We start from the raw sequence: 16,086 nt of genomic DNA on the forward strand, positions 1-16,086 counted from the left end.
CGGCGGCGGTCTCTCGCGCCGTGCGCACCGGCGCGGCCCAGGCGGCCGGGGCGGGCGCGTCCGGCTCGTCCGGTTCGGGGGCGCGGTCGGCGACCGCGACGCGGCTGCGCTTGGGCAGCCCGTGCTCGGTGGACGGGACGTCCGGCGCGGCCGCCGCCTGCCCGCCCTCGGCGCCGCCGGACGCGGCGGGCCGCGTCCGAGGGCCGTCGGGCACCTCGGTGAGCAGCGAGCTCGGCACGAACACGACGGCGCGCACGCCGCCGTAGGGGGACCGCGAGTCGACCGACACCGAGAACCCGTACCGGGCGGCGAGCACCCCCGCGACGGCGAACCCGACGCGCGGCGGGTCGCCGAGCCGGTGCACGTCCACCGACGTCTCGCCGGACAGCAGCTCGGCGGCGCGCTGGAGCTCCTCGGCGTCCATCGCGACGCCCGCGTCGTCGATGGTGATGGCGACGCCGTTGTGCGCCGTGCGGAAGTTGACCTCGACGGCGGTGTCCGGGCGGGAGTGGCGGGCGGCGTTGTCGAGCAGCTCGGCGAGCGTCAGCACGACCGGCTCGACCGCCCGGCTGGTGATCGCGACGTTCACCGGTCCCTCCAGGTTGATCCGCAGGTAGTCGCGGATCCGGGAGGTCGCGCCGCGCACCACGTCGGTCATCGAGGACGCCGAGCGCTGCTGGCCCGGCCACGACCCGCACAGCACGGCGGTGGCCTGCGCGCGCCGGCCGAGCTGGGCGTTCATGTGGTCGATGCGGAGCAGGCCGTCGAGCACGTCGGGGTCGTCGTGCCGCTCCTGCATCGAGGAGATGGCGAGCTGCTGCTCGTTGGCGAGGCTCTGCACGGCGCGCATCATCGCGCGGAGGGTCGACTTGGCGGACTGGTCGGCCCGCGCCCTGACCCGGTCGGCGGACCCGGCGAACAGGTCCATCACCGTCTGCAGGGACTGGCCGAAGGCGGGCGCCTTGCGGGTGAGGTCGTGCAGGGGGCCGGCGACGCGCATGCCCGGGTTGTGGAGCGAGTCCATCAGCTCGGGCAGCCGGACATCGGCGAGGTGCCGCAGCTCCTTGTCGCGCAGTTCGACGCCGGCCGCGAGGGCGGCGTTCTGGTCGCGGAGCTCGGCGGTCAGCCGCCGCTGGCGCGCCAGCTGGACGGCGGCGGCGACGCCGGCGGCGGCCACGACGACGAGCGCCGCCGCCAACAGGGTTTGCTCCATCGGATCCTCGTGACGCAGGGGGTCGGGCGGGACGAGCCGGCGTCGGACCGTCTCGTGGCCGGTGGGACGGGTGCCGACGGCGCAGGTCGGGGAGGTGACGCGCCGCGGTTTCGTGACCGTAGGCCGGGGCGCGGCGGGCGCGCTTGTGCCCGCGCGCAGAGAACTTGCCGCGAGGCGCATGCCACGATCACCGGCAGTCCGATACGCGTTACTTTCCGGCGTGTTCGCCTGATTTGGCGGCGGTGATCGTACTACCCTCGCCTGCGGCGGGCCGCCCTGATCAGCGCGTCCCCGACGCCGGCTCGGCGGCGCCCGCCCGGGTGCGGCACGGCGGAAGGGCAGGGGTGGACGACGGCGCCTACCGGCTCGTCCTGTGCTGGTCGGAGCAGATCGACTGCGTCCGCACCGCCGGCCAGGCGCGCCGCGAGCGCGCCGACGGCTACCGCTTCCTGCTGCCGCTCGACGGCGAGCTGACCCTGGTCCAGGACGGCCGGGAGGCGCGGCTGCGCCCCGGCACCGGCGGCCTCGTCACGCTGGCCGAGCCGTTCCGGATCGGCATCGCGTCCGGGCACGGGCCGAGCGCCGTCCGCCCGCAGGACGGGGGCCGCCGCGACGGCTCCGCCAGGGCGTTCGTCATGACGATCCCGGCGCGCGAGATGGACCGCCGGCTGCGCCGCCCGTCGCCGGTCGCCACCGGCCTCGACCTGTCCGCCGGCCTCGGCCGCGTCGTCGCCGACATGGTGCGGGCCGTCGGCGAGGAGCGCCGCGCCCTCAGCGCCGCGCAGTTCGACGCCGCCTGCGACCGGATCACCGAGCTGCTCTGCGTCATCGTCGCCGAGCGGCAGCGGCCCGCCGCGCCCGGCCACCTCGCCGAGGTCGAGGCGGTGGTGCGCCGGTACGTGCGCGAGCACGCCACCGAGCCCGGCCTCACCGGCGCCGCCGTGGCCCAGGACCTCGGCTGGTCGCTGCGCCAGGTGCAGCTCGCCCTCCAGCACGCCGGGACGACGCCGCGCGAGCTGATCCGCGAGGAGCGGCTGCGGCTCGTCCGCGACCGGCTGCGCAACCCGCAGGACCGCGACGTCACCATCACCGACCTCGCGCACGCCGCCGGGTTCTCCTCGGCCAGCGCGCTCAGCACCGCGTTCCGCCGCCGGTTCGGGGTGAGCCCGCGCGAACTCCGCCACGCCGCGCACTGACCCCGTCCCAGGGCGGCCGGATTGGCACGCATTTCCATTCATCCGCGCGCCCCTCGGGGTTACCATTCCGCTGACTTCGTCGGACGGGGCAGACGCGGGTAGGAGCGTGCGCTCGTGGATCTCGGCCCCCACCACCTGAGGATGATCGAGGCCGTCGCGGCGACCGGCAGCATCAGCAAGGCCGCCGCCCGCCTCGGCGTCACCCAGCCCGCCGTCAGCACGATGCTGCGCCGCGTCGAGGGCCACCTCGGCGTGCAGCTGTTCGTCCGCTCCCCGGAGGGGGTCCTGCCGACGCCGGTCGGCGCGGAGGTCGCGACGCGGGCGCGCGCGGCGCTGGCCTGCATCGACGACCTGAACGCCGCGCTGGCGCACCGCCGCGACCCGGCGTCCGTGCCGTCGCTGCGGGTCGGGGTGCAGGCGTGCCCTGCGCTGACCCGGCTGAGCGACCACCTCGGCGAGCTGTCGGCGTCCGCGCGGCTGCACCTGCGCGTCGACCCGGGCGGCGGCCGCATCCCGGCGCTGCTGGCCTCCGGCGCCCTCGACATCGGGCTGTTCCAGGAGCCGGTCGGGCACGGCCGCCCGGTCAGGGAGGGGCTGCGGCGGCTGGTGCTGGTGGAGCGCGAGCCCGCGCTGGTCGGGATGTCGGCGGCGAGCCCGCTGGCCGCCGGACGCACCGTCGCCCTCGCCGAACTGGCCGAGCACGACTGGATCGACGACCCGCTGGACGACGGCCCCTGGCCGGCCTACTTCCGCGCCGCCTGCGCCGCCGCCGGGTTCCAGCCGCGCGTGCGGTTCTGGGCGACCGACTGGCAGATCTCCTCGTCGCTCATCCGGTCGGGGCGGGCGATCGGCATCTACCAGCCGACCGCGGGCCCCCGCGACGGCATGGCGTTCCGGAGGCTCACCGGCGACCCGCTCGCCCAGCGCGTCGTGCTGGTCTGGCGTCCCGAGGCCGAGGACGCCGCCCTGCGGCTGCGCGACGTCTTCGCCGACGTCTACATGGAGCTCGTCCGCGCCCAGCGCGTCTACGGCGAGTGGTGGGACGAGCACCCCGAAGCCCGCCCCTCCCTCCCCGCCTGACGCGGGTTCGCGGGGCGCGTCCCGCGGACCGCGCAGGACCCGCGGGACACGCCCCGAGGCGCGGGTTCCAGGAGGGGGACGGGAACCCGCGGACGGCGGCTACCGGGGGACGCGCCTGCGATGGGCCGCGACGATGCCGGCCGCCGCGGCCAGCGCGCCGCAGGCGCCGAGCGCCGGCAGGAGGAGGGTCGTGCCTCCGCCGCCGCTCCCCGTCCCCACGCCCGTGCGGGGCGTGTAGCCACCGAGCCTCCCGGACCGCTGGTAGGACGATCCCGGGAGCTTGTCGGCGTACCGGGCGCGAACCAGGTTCCGGTACGCCGCCACCGTCACGCCGCGTTTCCCTACAGACGTCGTGGCGGTGCGGTTCAGGCCGGTGACCCGGCCGTCCTTGAGCCGGTACCAGGCGTTGATCTGCGGCTCGGTGAACACCGTGCCGCCGCCGGCCCGCGCCGGGTAGGCGGCCTCGTCGGTGCCGGAGATCACGTTCATGACCTTCCAGCCCGTGCCCTGCTTGACCAGCCACATCGTGGCGTGCTGGCCGGTCGCCGAGTGCGCGCCGACCGCGAGGTAGGCGAACGCGGCGACGGACGCGTCCCGCCGTCCCTGCACGAACGCCGGGTTCAGCGTGTAGACGGGGCGGACCGCGCCGTCCAGCGCCGGCGCCTTCGCCGCCTTCGCGGCCTTGCTGACGGCCTGGTCCGTCAGTTCGCCCCGCTGGTGCTGGTCGAGGTGGACGAAGAAGGTCGCGAGCCGCTCCCTGGCGGCGGGCGAGGCGGCGACCTTGGCGGCGGCCGCCGTGTCGGCGGGGGACGGGCCGTCGGCCAGCGCCGTCCCGCTGCCCGCGACCATCGTGACGCCGAGGCCGGCGGTCACCGCTCCCGCGGCGAGCTTCGCTGAGGTGCGCATCTCAACCACCGATCCCCGACAGGGCCTGGGCCCATTGGAACTGGTAATTGCTGACGTAACTGCTGTAGGCCATTTCGGAGTACCGCGGGCTGGACGGCCACGGGTCGCCGTAGGAGATGGTCCGGCTGTACGGGTCGTAGCCGTAGATGACCTGCGAGTGCCCGCCGCCGGCGCTCCAGTAGATTCCGGTCTGGACGGGCCGCCGCCCGTCGATCTCGCTTTCCACGCCCTGGAACGAGAGGGGCCCGCTGACGTAGCCGGGGCTCAGGCCGAGCGCCTGGAACGCGCGCTGGTCCCATTGCAGCTGCCCGGCCTGGTTCGGGCAGTAACCGCCCCGCGGGTACCCCCGCGCGAGGTTGCAGAAGTCGTTCTGGCTGACGTTGCCGACGCCGAAGTACTTCGCGATCGTCAGCCCGCTGGCGGCCCAGCACCACTGGTCCTGCTGCTGCACCTGCTGGGTGATCGGGAGTTCGCCGGCCGCGGCGACTCCGGTGCCGGCCGCGGCGGTGAGGGCGCCCGCCGCCGCGGCCCCGCACGTGAGCCGCCACCGTGCCCGGGCGGACCGGGTACGCGTTCTCATTCGCTTCCGCCTTTTCTCCCGGCGTGCCGAAGAGCGCCTCGCGCACGGGGAGCCGTGCAATTCCCTCCGGTGCCGGGGGTGGATTCTCCGGACGGAAACTGCCGTGCGCGAGGCCGAAGCAACGCCATGACAGTCTCATCCACCCCAAAAAGCCGGGAAATGCCAACAGGTCATAACTTCCAGATATGACCCGGCGCCGGACGGTGAATTCCGGGGTCAGGGCGGGGTGGCGGGGAGGGTGACGGTCACGGTGAGGCCGCCTTCGGGGCGGGGGCGGGCGGTGACCTCGCCGTCGTGGGCGCGGACGATCGACTGCACGATGGACAGGCCGAGGCCCGCGCCCTTGGCGGTGATGACGCGGTCGGCGTCGAGGCGGCGGAACGGCTCGAACAGGCCCGGCACCTCGTAGGACGGGACGTGCGGGCCCGAGTTGGCGACCTCCAGGACGGCGCGTCCGCCCCGCGTGCCGGACGTGACGCTCACCCAGCCGCCGCCCTTGCCCGTGTTGTGGCGGATGCCGTTCTCGACGAGGTTCTCCACGACGCGTTCGAGGAGCAGCGCGTCGCCGCTGGTCATGGCCTCTTCGGGCGCGGCCGTGACGGTGACGCCGGCCTGCTCGGCCTCCGGCGCGGTCCGCGCCGCGACGTGCGGGACCACGTCCGCGAGGTCCACCGGGGCGCGGCCGGTGATCTCGTTCTCCGAGCGGGCGAGCAGCAGCAGCCCGCCGATCAGGCGTTCGTGCCGCGAGGTGATCTGCAGCAGGTCCTCGCCGAGGCGCAGCACGTCCGGGGACGCCGTCCTGCGGTGCATCGCGACCTCGACGAGCGCGCGGCCGAGCGTCAGCGGGGTGCGCAGCTCGTGCGAGGCGTTCGCCACGAAGCGGCGCTGCCCGTCGAACGACCGGTCGAGCCGCTCCACCATCGTGTCGAAGGTGTCGGCCAGCTCCTTGACCTCGTCGTGCGGCCCGTGCAGGGCGATCCGCTCGTGCAGGACGCGGTCGGCGGCGGGCGCGGCGGCGATCCGCCGCGCCGTCTCGGTCACCCGGTGCAGCGGGGTCAGGACGCGGCCGGCGATCAGCCAGCCGAACCCGGCGGCGACGCCGGCGACGATCAGCAGCGCGATCGACCCCTCGGTGACCAGGGACTTCGTCGCGGCGGCCTGGTACTCGTCGTGCTGCTTGCGCATCATGCGCTCGATGTCCGCGGTGGCCGCGTTGGCGTCGGGGAGGTTCCGGGAGGTCCCGTCCACGTTCACCAGCGTCCGGCCACCGCCGTTGGGCGCCCCGGACTGCTGCGTCGTGACGCGGGCGAGGACCCGCGTCCCGGACCGGTCGAGCTGCTGGGTGAACAGCGCGTACGTGACGCCGAGGAGCACCAGGCCGGCGGCGAGGAACAGGCCGCCGTAGGTCAGCGTGAGGCGGGCGCGCAGCGACACGCGGCGCGGCCGTCCGATCGCGGGGATCTTCACGGGATCCGGTACCCCGCTCCCTTGACGGTCTCGATGACGGGCGGCTCGGCGAGCTTGCGGCGCAGCTTCAGCACGGTCAGCCGGACCGCGCCGGTGAACGGGTCGGCGTGCTCATCCCACGCCTTCTCCAGCAGCTGCTCGGCGGACACGACCGCGCCGTCCGCGCGCAGCAGCTCGGCCAGGACGGCGAACTCCTTGCGCGCCAGCGGGACGTACCGGCCGTCGCGGAACACCTCGCGGCGCGCCGGGTCGAGGGTGATCCCGGCGCGGCACAGCGTCGGCGGCGCGGCGGGCCGGGACCGGCGGCCGAGGGCGAGGACGCGGGCGGCCAGCTCGGCGAACGCGAACGGCTTGGTCAGGTAGTCGTCGGCGCCGAGGCCGAGCCCGGCGACCCGGTCGGTGATCTCGGCGGCGGCGGTCAGCATCAGCACCCGCGCCGCCGCGCCCGCCGTGACCAGCTGCCGGCAGACGTCGTCGCCGTGCACGACGGGCAGGTCCCGGTCCAGCACGACGACGTCGTAGTCGTTGACGCCCGCGCGTTCGAGGGCGGACGCCCCGTCGTGCGCGAGGTCGACGGCGTGCGCCTCGTCCCGCAGCCATTCCGCGATCGCGTCCGCGAGGAGCCGCTCGTCCTCCACCACCAGCACCCGCATGCCGTTCCCTCCGCCAGGTCCAGACCGCCGATGGTGCCGGGCGGTGTGTTTCCTCGCCGTAAGGGCCGTGGCCGGGGCGGGCGGAAACGGTGGGGAAACGTGCGGCCGCGTTGCATCGCTCCTCGTCCGGCCGGAGCACGTCCGGCCGCCGAACGAGGGGACGAGACATGCGACTGCGCACCCAGGGCGCCCTTGCGGCGCTGCCGCTGGTGATGGCGCTCGCGCTGACCGGCTGCGGGTCGAAGGACGGCGGGGACGGCGGGGTGGCGTCGGCGGGCGGCGGCAAGCAGGCCACCGCGTCCAAGAGCGCCGACCCGCAGGGGATGGGGGTGAAGTACGCCCAGTGCATGCGCGAGCACGGCGTTCCGATGGACGACCCGCAGGGCGGGCGCGTGACGCTCAAGCTCGACGGCAGCACGCCGAAGGAGAAGGTCGACAAGGCGCAGGAGGCGTGCCGCCAGTACAACCCGATGGAGAACGGCGCCGCGAAGCCGGATCCGAAAATGCAGGAGCAGGTCGGGAAATTCGCCGAGTGCATGCGCAAGAACGGCGTCGAGGACTTCCCGGACCCGAAGCCGGGCCAGCAGGGGATCATCATGGACAAGAAGCTGTCCGAGGACCCCGATTTCAACAACGCCCAGCAGAAGTGCAAGGACATCATGGCGGGCGGCCCGAAGTGACGGCCCTCGGGGAGCGGGCGCCCGGGGAGCGGGCGCCCGAGGACGACAGGCGCCGCGCGCGGCGGCGCCGTCCCGGCCGGCGGGCCGTCCTCGCGGCGGCGGCCGCGGTGGCCGTCGCGGGCGGTGCGGCCGCCGTCGCGCTGAACACCGGAGGCGGTTCCGGCAAGGACCGGGCGACCGCCCTTCCGCCGAACACGACGCAGGTCACGCGGCAGACGCTGAAGGACGAGCAGACCGAGGACGGCTCGCTCGGCTACGGCCCCACCTACACCGCGACGAGCCGGCTCCAGGGCACGCTGACCAAGGTCCCCGAGAGCGGCGACGTCATCAAGCGGGGCCAGGCCCTGTACGAGGTGGACGGCGATCCGGTCGTCCTCATGTACGGGTCGAAACCGGCGTACCGTCCGCTGCGGATCGGCACCGAGGGGGCGGACGTCGAGCGTTTCGAGAAGAACCTGAAAGCGCTCGGCTATGACGGATTCACCGTCGACAAGGAGTACACCGCCGACACCGCCGACGCCGTCGAGAAATGGCAGGACGACCTCGGCCTCGACGAGACCGGAACGGTCGAGCTGGGCCGGGTGGTGTTCGCGCCGGAACCCGTCCGGATCGACAGTCTCCAGGCGAATGCCGGGGACCCGACCGGCCCCGGCCGGAAGGTGCTCACCTACACCGGCACCGACAAGGCCGTCACCGTCGAGCTGGACACGACCGACCAGCGGATGGCCCGCAAGGGCGCCGCGGTCGAGGTCACGCTCCCCGACGACACGACGGTGAGCGGGCGGATCGACGAGGTCTCCACGGTGATCAAGCCGGGCGACGGGCAGGGCGCCGACCCGTCCACGAAGGTCGAGGTGATGATCTGGCTGCGGTCGTCGAAGGCGCGCAAGGCCGCGGCGAGGTACGCGCTCGCCGCCGTCGACGTCACCTTCACCGCGGGCGCCCGCAAGGAGGTGCTGACGGTCCCGGTCACCGCGCTGGTCGCGCTGTCGGAGGGCGGGTTCGGCGTCGAGGTCGTGAAGGGCTCGACGTCGTCGTACGTCCCGGTGAAGACCGGGCTGTTCGCCGACGGGCGGGTCGAGGTGTCCGGCGCGGGCGTCGCCGAGGGCACCGTCGTGGGGGTGCCGAAATGATCGAGCTGCGCGAGGTGACCAAGGAGTACCCGGGCGGCGTCCGGGCGCTCGGCGGGGTGTCGCTGCACGTCGGCGCCGGGGAGCTGGTCGCGATCGTCGGGCCGTCGGGGTCGGGCAAGTCGACGATGCTGAACGTGCTCGGCACCCTGGACCGGCCGACGTCGGGGACCGTCCGCATCGACGGGCACGACGTCGGGCGGCTACCGGACGCGGCGCTGTCGGCGCTGCGGGCGAGCCGGATCGGGTTCGTGTTCCAGCAGTTCCATCTCGCCGCCGGGACCCGCGCGCTGGACAACGTCGCCGACGGGCTCCTGTACTCGGGGCTGCGGCCGGCCGCGCGGCGGCGGCGGGCGGCGGACGCGCTGGAACGGGTCGGGCTCGCGCACCGGATGCACCACGAGCCGCACGAGCTGTCCGGCGGCGAGCGGCAGCGCGTCGCGATCGCGCGGGCCGTCGCGGGGGAGCCCGCGCTGCTGCTGGCGGACGAGCCGACGGGCGCGCTGGACTCGGCGTCCGGCGACGGGGTGATGGCGCTGCTGCGCGGGCTGCACGCGGCCGGCACCACCGTCGTGATCATCACGCACGACCGGGAGATCGCGGCGGGGCTGCCGCGCCGGGTCCGGATGCGCGACGGCCTGGTGGTCGAGGACTCGGCGCTCCCGGCGCGGGCGGAGCCGGCGGAGGCGGCGCGATGACCGCGGGGACGCTGCGTCCCGAGCGGCCGGGTCCCGGGCGGCCGCGTCCGGCCCGGCCGCGTCCGGCCCGGCTCGGGCCGGGCGACGTGCTGAAGGTCGGCGCGGTGGGCCTGCGGACGCGGCCGATGCGGGCGTTCCTGTCCGCGCTCGGCATCGCGATCGGGATCGCCGCGATGGTCGCGGTCGTCGGGGTGTCGTCCTCGTCGCGCGCCGACCTCGACCGCGCGCTCGCGGCGCTCGGCACCAACCTGCTCACGGTCACGCCCGGGAACACGCTGACCGGCGGGCAGGCCCAGCTCCCGCTGGAGGCCGAGGAGATGGTCGGGCGGATCCGGCCGGTCGAGGAGGTGTCGGCGATCGGGCTGCTGGACGGGGCGAAGGTGTACCGGAACGGGAAGGTCCCGAAGGCGCAGACCAACGGGATCGCCGCCTACGCGGCCCGCACGGACCTGCGCGCCGCGACCGGCGCGCGGCTGCGCAGCGGGGTGTGGCTGACCGCGGCGACGCAGGACTTCCCGGCGGTGGTGCTCGGCTCGTCCGCCGCGGACCGGCTCGGCATCGGGCACGCCGGGACGGACGTCCAGGTGCTGGTCGGCGGCAAGTGGTTCACCGTGGTCGGCATCCTCGAACCGGCGCCGCTCGCGCCGGAGCTGGACGCGGCGGCGCTGGTCGGCTGGCCGGCGGCGCAGGCGCGGCTCGGGTTCGACGGCCACGCGACCACGATCTACACCCGGTCGCGGGACGCGAGCGTCGAGCAGGTCCGGGAGGTGCTCGGCGCGACCGCGAACCCGGAGGCGCCGAACGAGGTGCAGGTGTCGCGGCCGTCGGACGCGCTCGCCGCGAAGAAGGCGGCGGGGGAGGCGTTCACCGGGCTGCTGCTCGGCGTCGGCGCGGTGGCGCTGCTGGTCGGCGGGGTCGGGGTGGCCAACACGATGGTCATCTCGGTGCTGGAGCGCCGGGCGGAGATCGGGCTGCGCCGCTCGCTCGGCGCGACCCGCGGCCAGATCCGCACCCAGTTCCTCGCGGAGTCGCTGCTGCTGTCGGCGCTCGGCGGGCTCGGCGGCGCCGCGATCGGCGCGCTCGTCACCGGCGGCTACGCCGCGTACCAGGGGTGGCCGATCGTGATCCCGGCCTGGGCGGTGCTCGGCGGCGTCGCCGCGACGCTGGTCATCGGCGCGGTCGCGGGCCTCTACCCGGCGATCCGGGCGTCCCGCCTGTCGCCCACGGAGGCGCTGGCGGCGCCCTGAGCAATTGACATAGCGAGCACTATCTGAATATGGTCTGCTATGTGGATAGCGACAGTGATGAAAAACCGAGGCGGCTGACCCGCGCCGAGGCGAAGGCGCGCACCCGGCGGCGCTTGCTGGACGCGGCGGCGCGCACGTTCGCCCGCAAGGGGTACGCGGGGGCGTCGGTCGAGGAGATCGCCGAGGCGGCGGGCTACTCGATCGGCGCCCTGTATTCCAACTTCGGCGGCAAGGAGGAGCTGTTCCTCGAGCTGATGGCCGGCGGCGCCAGGGCGCGGGTCGAGCGGGGAAAGCAGACCGTCGAGGCCGTGCAGACCGGGACCGAGGACCCGGAGACGGCGCTCGGCCGGTTCTTCCTGGAGGCCGCCGACAAGGACGACGACCTGCCCCTCCTGCAGGCCGAGCTGTGGCTCTACGCCATGCGGAACCCGCAGATGAAGGAGGCGCTGGCCGCCGCGCAACGCGAGCCGCAGGCGGCCCTCGCGGAGCTCATGGAGCCGGTGCTCGCGCGCGTCGGCGCCTCCGGCCGGGTTCCCGCCGCCACCGTCGCCACGGTCGCGAGCGCGATGTTCCAGGGCCTGCTGCGGCAGCGCCGCCTCGACCCGGCGAGCGTGCCGGACGACCTGCTCCGCCAGGCGATGCGGTGGCTGTTCGTCGGCATCGCCAACACCCCCGACCCGTCGACCGAGGAGCGGCCGTGACCCGTCAGGACCTCCCCCTGCCCCGCCGCGCCGCCGCCCTGGCCGGCCCCCGATCGACCAAGCGGGTCTACCGGACGGCGGGCCTGATCATGGGCGCCGTCTGGGCCTGGAACGCGGGCCAGCCCTTGTGGGAGCACGCCCTCAAGTTCGGGCTGCTGCTCTTCGTCGGCGTGCCGCTGCTGCACCTCGTCCAGAAGCGCCGCACGGCGGGACGCCCGCAGGAGGGGCCGCGCCTGTCGCTCGCCCGCGCGGCCGCCGCCAAGGGCGTGCTGCTCGCCGCCGCGCTCCTCGCCTCGTACCTGCTGCGGTCGACGCCCCACGGCGACCTCTACGTCGCCGCCGGCCTGTTCGTCGTCATCGCCGGCCTCGGCCCCCTCGTGCACCGCCACCTCATGACGGGCTGACGCCCTCACCGCGCCCGTGACGCCTCGTGCGCGCTTCGTACCGCAGCGCTAACGGGCCCGCAACGGCGGCGAAAAGGCCGGACGCTGTCCTCGACGCATGAGCATCTACGACTCCATCGGAGGAGAGCCCGCGCTGACCGCCGTGGTCGACGACCTGTACGTCCGCATCCTCGCCGACGACGAGCTGAAGGGCTTCTTCGCCGGGACGAACCTCGCCCGGCTGAAGGGCCGCCAGGTCGAGTTCTTCGGGCAGGCGCTCGGCGGGCCGATGGTCTACGGCGGCGCCTCGATGAAGGACGTCCACCTCGGACGCGGCATCGAGCGCGCCCACTTCGACAAGGTGGCGGGCCACCTCGTGGCCGCGCTCGCCGCCGCGGGCGTCCCGGACGCCACCATCGCCGAGATCGTCGCGGTGGTGGCGCCGCTCGCGGACGACATCGCGAGCGGCGCCGTCCCCGCCGGGTGACCGCGCGCCGGGTGACCGCGCCCCCGGGCGGGGCGCGCTACCCGGCGAGCAGGTCCTGCAGCTCGCGGACGGCTTCGCGGAGCCGGTCGGCGAAGTCGTACATGGCGCCCGCGACCGGCTCCGGCGTGCTCAGGTACAGGTTGAACCGGTCGGGCAGCAGCACGTAGGCGACGCCGATGCACTGCTCGCTCGTCGACCCGAACCCGAAGTACCGGATGTTCACCGACGGCGCGGAGCTGGTGCTCAGGTAGTCGTCGCGCATCGTCACCCAGCCGGGCGAGTCGAACAGCGCGAGGTGCTCGGTGACGCCGAGCTCCGCGCCGCGCCGCTTCTGGATCAGCTGCAGCTCCCACAGGTGCTGCTCGGGCGCGCGGCCCGCCTGGCAGTCCTTGGCGCGCCGGACGTGCGCCTCGGCTGCGGCGCGGAACGCGGCGCGGCGGGCGTCGGCGCCCGCGCCCGGGTCGTCCATCGCCGCGACGAACCGCAGCACCTCCGGGGTGACGACCCGCATCGCCTCGGTGCGCCCGTTGCGGTACTGGCGGGTCGCGATCGACTCGTAGGTGGCGCCGGTGAGGCCCTTCGCCCGCTTGTGCGCGAGCTGGTACGCCATCTGGACGAACGCGTCGGGGGAGGTCTTCAGCGCCTTGGCGCGCTCGGAGCCGAAGTCGTCGAACGACACGCAGGTCGTGGCGGTCGCGGCGCCGTAGGCGGCGAACGCGGCGGCCGCGTCCCGGATGTCGGCGCGCAGCGCGTCGTCCAGCGCGAACTCGATCGCCTCGATCGCCGGCAGGCCCTGCGAGCGGGCGCCGGACCGCTGCGCGTGCGCCTCCGCGGACGCGCCGAGCAGCGCGTCCACGAAGCTGAGGATCGTGGTGCCGTCCAGCCCGCAGTGCTCCACGTTGATGCCGGCGGTGCCGTCGGCGAAGACGACCAGGGAGACGGCCTTGTCGAACCAGCGGTTGCCGCTGTCGCCGTGCAGGAGGTTGTCGCACGCCTCCAGGTCGTTCCTCGGCGCGACGTCCTCCAGGCAGACGCAGAACAGCGCGGTCTCGATGTCGTCCAGCGCCCGCGCGTTGGCGGGGCCGGCGGCGAGCAGCGCCTCCCGGCTCGCCGCCCACTCGGCGCGCGCCTTGGTGGTGAGGTGCCCGGCGGACGGCTCCGGCGCGGGCTCCGCCTTCATGATCGTGCCGAGGCCCGCGACCAGCTCGTCCAGCGTGTGCGGGACGCCGTCCGGGCCGATCACGTCCATCCGGACGATGTTGCCCCGGTAGAACACGACGATGTGCCTGGCCTGCGACGGCCCCGGCCACTCGGCGCTGTAGGGGGCGCGGACGGTGTCCTGCTCGGCGCCCGGGATGCGCGTGGTGGAGAACAGGAACTTGTTCTGCTCCATCGACAGCGGCGCGCCGCGCTGCAGGACCGGCGGGACCCGCTCGTCGTCCAGCAGCAGCTTGTAGTCCAGCGCGCCGGCGATCAGCCCGGCCGCGCGCTCCAGCTGCCGCTCCCCGGTGTCCTGGAACAGGAAGAAGAAGTTCGCGTTCAACGCGATCCGGTCGCGCCGCCCGAGGTAGCGGTACGGCCAGAACGTGTCCAGCCAGCTGCGCACGCCGGGCTCGGCGTCGTAGCGCTCCAGGGCGGCGTGCAGGGCGCGGCCCGGGCCGTCCGGCCGGGCGAACGCCTCCACCGCCGCGCGCGTCTCCGCCAGCTCCGCCTCGGTGAGCAGCGGCGCGCACCACTCCAGGAACCGCTCGCAGGTCTCGTCGAGCGCGGGGAGCGGCACCCGGGGCAGCGCGTCCTCGTTGCCGAAGGTGCGGGCCGACGGTTCAGGGGTGGGGTTCACTTCGTCCCTCGTTCTCCATGCCCGGGCGTTCCGCACGCCCGGGGCCGATGGTGGTCATTCCCCGCGCGGGCGCGACACGTACAGGCCCGCGTAGAGCCAGCCGCCGTCCTCCAGCCCGGACGGGTCGACGCCGGCGTCCGCCAGCGTGTCCAGCACGAGCGCCTGCTCCTCCTCCGTCGCGAACCGCCGCTGCCGGAACAGGCCGTCGCGGCGGACCGTCTCGTACCCCGCCGCCGCCAGCGTGTCGGCGACCGGGTCGAACGGGAACATGCGCAGGATGAAATGCGCCATCCACGGCCGGCGCCCGCCCGCCGCCTCGACGACGCGCGCGATCGTCCGCTCGGTGACGTAACCGAGGCAGCCGGTGGAAATGACGAGATCGGCGCCGGCCAGAAGCGCGGCCTGCTCGTCCGTCGGATCGCGGTCCTCGAGATCGGCGTGCACGGCGCCGTCCAGGAAACCGGCGTCGAGCGCATAGGAGAGCGCGTTCTCGGACGCGTCGAGACCGACGAAGCGGACGCGATTCGCAGCTTCACGGGAACGGACCAGCTCACGGTCGCGGGACAGGAGGGCGCCGCGGGTGAGCCGTTCGGCGTCGCGGCCGGCGTAGCGATCGTACAGCTCCGCCATGGTGGCGCCGTATTTCAGCAGCGCCGCGTTGATGCCGTACGAGCAGCCGATGTCCACGACCTTCGGGACCGGCACGCCGCGGGCCTCCCGGTATTCGGCGATGAGCCCGGAGAAGTGCGGCTTCGCCAGTTCGGGGATGTTGTAGTCGAGGCCCCGCAGGGTGCCGAAGTAGGCGCGCGGGTCGGGCTCGGTGTAGATGTGGTCCAGCGAGATCTTTCCGGTCGTGTCGACGCGCACGTCGCGGTCCTTCCTGGAGAAGGCGGATGGGCCGGGCGGTTCTCGCTTCAGTCGAGCAGCGCGTCCACCCGGACGGCGCGTCCCTCCGCCGCCAGGTGCTCGGGCAGCACCCGGCCGAACAGCTGCCGGGTCCGCGCGACGCTGCCGACCACGCCGGGCCGCTCGCTGTAGGCGAGGATCGCGGTGTGCCGCGCGACGTCCCCGCGCACCTCGCTGACCCGGTGCAGGGAGTAGCGCCCCTTGAAGAGCTGCAGGTCACCGGGGCGCAGCACCAGCCGCCGCACCAGGTGCGCGCCCCGGCCGGTGAGGACGTCGCGGACGTCGGCGAAGTTCTCGTCCGCCGCGGACCGGATGTTCGGGCAGTACTCGAAGACGCCGCCGTCCTCGGGAAGCTGCGTCAGCAGGCTCACCGTGAACTCGTTGGTGTCGAAATGCCACGGGTGCTCCATGCCGGGATTCACCACGTTCAGGCAGAGCCCGGACAGCGGGTCGCCCAGCTCGTGGACGCGCGGCAGCCCGAAGCAGGCGGCCACGAACCGCTGGAAAAGCGGGTCGGAATAGAGCCGGTGGACGATCAGGTCGCGCGGGATGAGGTCGCGGGCCACGAACGCGTTCCCGCGCTCGACGGTGATACGGCCGGGGTGGTCGCCGGGCAGCGGCGTGCCGATGTCGATGTTGTAGGCGTTCACCGTTTCGACGTCGTAATGAGCGTCTGGCGCGATGGCGGCGCATTCGGCCCGCAGCCGCTCCTGCAATGCGCCGCGAATGAAGTCCGGAAGCACGCAGCACCCGGAATTTGCCAGCTCCTCCCGGACCCGGGAAACGACGGCGGTCCAGCCCGCGCCGTCCGGTTCGTCCAGCGGATAGAGATCGGTGTCGACCAGTTCCGTTCCTGCCGCCCGGCCGGCGGCCCGAGCCTCCACTGCGCCCATCAAGATCCTTCCGCGTGGCGAACCCC

General features: G+C 74.3%; 17 protein-coding genes. 9 read left to right on the forward strand and 8 right to left on the reverse strand.

What is annotated here, in order from left to right; all coding sequences use genetic code 11:
* On the reverse strand, positions 1 to 1,213 hold a 1,213-nt coding region (locus amrb99_RS16815; RefSeq protein WP_190856918.1), incomplete at its 3' end, for an ATP-binding protein.
* A 242-nt stretch (positions 1,214 to 1,455) separates the two neighbouring features.
* Between amrb99_RS16815 and amrb99_RS16820 the strand changes: the two genes are divergently transcribed.
* Both amrb99_RS16820 and amrb99_RS16825 read left to right on the forward strand, forming a co-directional pair.
* Positions 1,456 to 2,409, forward strand: coding sequence for a helix-turn-helix domain-containing protein (locus tag amrb99_RS16820; RefSeq protein ID WP_347256715.1), 954 nt, complete (start codon positions 1,456 to 1,458; stop codon positions 2,407 to 2,409).
* Between the two features lie 114 nt (positions 2,410 to 2,523).
* Entirely contained in the window at positions 2,524 to 3,489 is a 966-nt protein-coding gene (locus amrb99_RS16825) for a LysR family transcriptional regulator (RefSeq protein ID WP_190856920.1), read from the forward strand.
* A gap of 99 nt (positions 3,490 to 3,588) precedes the next feature.
* Here amrb99_RS16825 and amrb99_RS16830 read toward each other — a convergent pair whose 3' ends face one another.
* The 4 genes from amrb99_RS16830 to amrb99_RS16845 form a co-directional block, all read right to left on the reverse strand.
* Positions 3,589 to 4,395, reverse strand: a complete 807-nt coding sequence (locus amrb99_RS16830) for a hypothetical protein (protein ID WP_190856921.1) — start codon at positions 4,393 to 4,395, stop codon at positions 3,589 to 3,591.
* Position 4,396: 1 nt separating this feature from the next.
* Positions 4,397 to 4,975, reverse strand: a complete 579-nt coding sequence (locus amrb99_RS16835) for a papain-like cysteine protease family protein (RefSeq protein WP_190856922.1) — start codon at positions 4,973 to 4,975, stop codon at positions 4,397 to 4,399.
* 216 nt (positions 4,976 to 5,191) lie between these two features.
* Positions 5,192 to 6,442: an ATP-binding protein gene (locus amrb99_RS16840; RefSeq protein ID WP_190856923.1), complete on the reverse strand. Its 1,251-nt coding sequence runs from the start codon at positions 6,440 to 6,442 to the stop codon at positions 5,192 to 5,194.
* A complete protein-coding gene (locus amrb99_RS16845) occupies positions 6,439 to 7,095 on the reverse strand; it encodes a response regulator transcription factor (protein WP_190856924.1) in 657 nt (218 codons plus the stop codon). The genes amrb99_RS16840 and amrb99_RS16845 overlap by 4 nt, the downstream gene beginning before the upstream one ends.
* 167 nt (positions 7,096 to 7,262) lie before the next feature.
* On the opposite strand from amrb99_RS16845, the gene amrb99_RS16850 reads away from it, so the two are divergent.
* From amrb99_RS16850 to amrb99_RS16880, 7 genes are all read left to right on the forward strand, one after another.
* Positions 7,263 to 7,775, forward strand: a complete 513-nt coding sequence (locus tag amrb99_RS16850) for a hypothetical protein (RefSeq protein ID WP_190856925.1) — start codon at positions 7,263 to 7,265, stop codon at positions 7,773 to 7,775.
* A complete protein-coding gene (locus amrb99_RS16855; protein WP_190856926.1) occupies positions 7,772 to 8,908 on the forward strand; it encodes a peptidoglycan-binding protein in 1,137 nt (378 codons plus the stop codon). Before amrb99_RS16850 ends, amrb99_RS16855 begins: the two co-directional genes overlap by 4 nt.
* Positions 8,905 to 9,603 (forward strand): ABC transporter ATP-binding protein, encoded by a 699-nt coding sequence (locus tag amrb99_RS16860; protein ID WP_190856927.1) that lies wholly within the window; start codon positions 8,905 to 8,907, stop codon positions 9,601 to 9,603. Before amrb99_RS16855 ends, amrb99_RS16860 begins: the two co-directional genes overlap by 4 nt.
* Positions 9,600 to 10,850 (forward strand): ABC transporter permease, encoded by a 1,251-nt coding sequence (locus tag amrb99_RS16865; RefSeq protein WP_190856928.1) that lies wholly within the window; start codon positions 9,600 to 9,602, stop codon positions 10,848 to 10,850. Before amrb99_RS16860 ends, amrb99_RS16865 begins: the two co-directional genes overlap by 4 nt.
* Positions 10,851 to 10,891: 41 nt before the next feature.
* Positions 10,892 to 11,551, forward strand: a complete 660-nt coding sequence (locus tag amrb99_RS16870; protein ID WP_190856929.1) for a TetR/AcrR family transcriptional regulator — start codon at positions 10,892 to 10,894, stop codon at positions 11,549 to 11,551.
* Positions 11,548 to 11,955, forward strand: coding sequence for a hypothetical protein (locus tag amrb99_RS16875; protein WP_190856930.1), 408 nt, complete (start codon positions 11,548 to 11,550; stop codon positions 11,953 to 11,955). The genes amrb99_RS16870 and amrb99_RS16875 overlap by 4 nt, the downstream gene beginning before the upstream one ends.
* A 97-nt stretch (positions 11,956 to 12,052) precedes the next feature.
* A complete protein-coding gene (locus amrb99_RS16880; RefSeq protein WP_190856931.1) occupies positions 12,053 to 12,421 on the forward strand; it encodes a group 1 truncated hemoglobin in 369 nt (122 codons plus the stop codon).
* A gap of 37 nt (positions 12,422 to 12,458) precedes the next feature.
* On the opposite strand, the gene amrb99_RS16885 is transcribed toward amrb99_RS16880, so the two are convergent.
* The 3 genes from amrb99_RS16885 to amrb99_RS16895 are packed head-to-tail and all read right to left on the reverse strand — an operon-like array spanning position 12,459 to position 16,060.
* On the reverse strand, positions 12,459 to 14,261 hold the full coding sequence (locus amrb99_RS16885; RefSeq protein WP_190856932.1) for a choline/carnitine O-acyltransferase: 1,803 nt from the start codon (positions 14,259 to 14,261) through the stop codon (positions 12,459 to 12,461).
* 54 nt (positions 14,262 to 14,315) lie between these two features.
* Entirely contained in the window at positions 14,316 to 15,128 is an 813-nt protein-coding gene (locus tag amrb99_RS16890) for a class I SAM-dependent methyltransferase (RefSeq protein WP_190856933.1), read from the reverse strand.
* A gap of 47 nt (positions 15,129 to 15,175) precedes the next feature.
* Positions 15,176 to 16,060, reverse strand: a complete 885-nt coding sequence (locus amrb99_RS16895; protein WP_190856934.1) for an arpA protein — start codon at positions 16,058 to 16,060, stop codon at positions 15,176 to 15,178.
* Positions 16,061 to 16,086 lie beyond the last annotated feature (26 nt).

The organism is Actinomadura sp. RB99 (assembly GCF_014706005.1).
Lineage (GTDB): Bacteria > Actinomycetota > Actinomycetes > Streptosporangiales > Streptosporangiaceae > Spirillospora.

What these genes read in the sequence shown, in the direction of transcription:
- amrb99_RS16835 (WP_190856922.1), bottom strand. Translation starts at nt 4,975, where the DNA reads ATGAGAACGCGTACCCGGTCCGCCCGGGCACGGTGGCGGCTCACGTGC.
- amrb99_RS16880 (WP_190856931.1), top strand. Translation starts at nt 12,053, where the DNA reads ATGAGCATCTACGACTCCATCGGAGGAGAGCCCGCGCTGACCGCCGTG.
- amrb99_RS16845 (WP_190856924.1), bottom strand. Translation starts at nt 7,095, where the DNA reads ATGCGGGTGCTGGTGGTGGAGGACGAGCGGCTCCTCGCGGACGCGATC.
- amrb99_RS16865 (WP_190856928.1), top strand. Translation starts at nt 9,600, where the DNA reads ATGACCGCGGGGACGCTGCGTCCCGAGCGGCCGGGTCCCGGGCGGCCG.
- amrb99_RS16830 (WP_190856921.1), bottom strand. Translation starts at nt 4,395, where the DNA reads ATGCGCACCTCAGCGAAGCTCGCCGCGGGAGCGGTGACCGCCGGCCTC.
- amrb99_RS16895 (WP_190856934.1), bottom strand. Translation starts at nt 16,060, where the DNA reads ATGGGCGCAGTGGAGGCTCGGGCCGCCGGCCGGGCGGCAGGAACGGAA.
- amrb99_RS16860 (WP_190856927.1), top strand. Translation starts at nt 8,905, where the DNA reads ATGATCGAGCTGCGCGAGGTGACCAAGGAGTACCCGGGCGGCGTCCGG.
- amrb99_RS16850 (WP_190856925.1), top strand. Translation starts at nt 7,263, where the DNA reads ATGCGACTGCGCACCCAGGGCGCCCTTGCGGCGCTGCCGCTGGTGATG.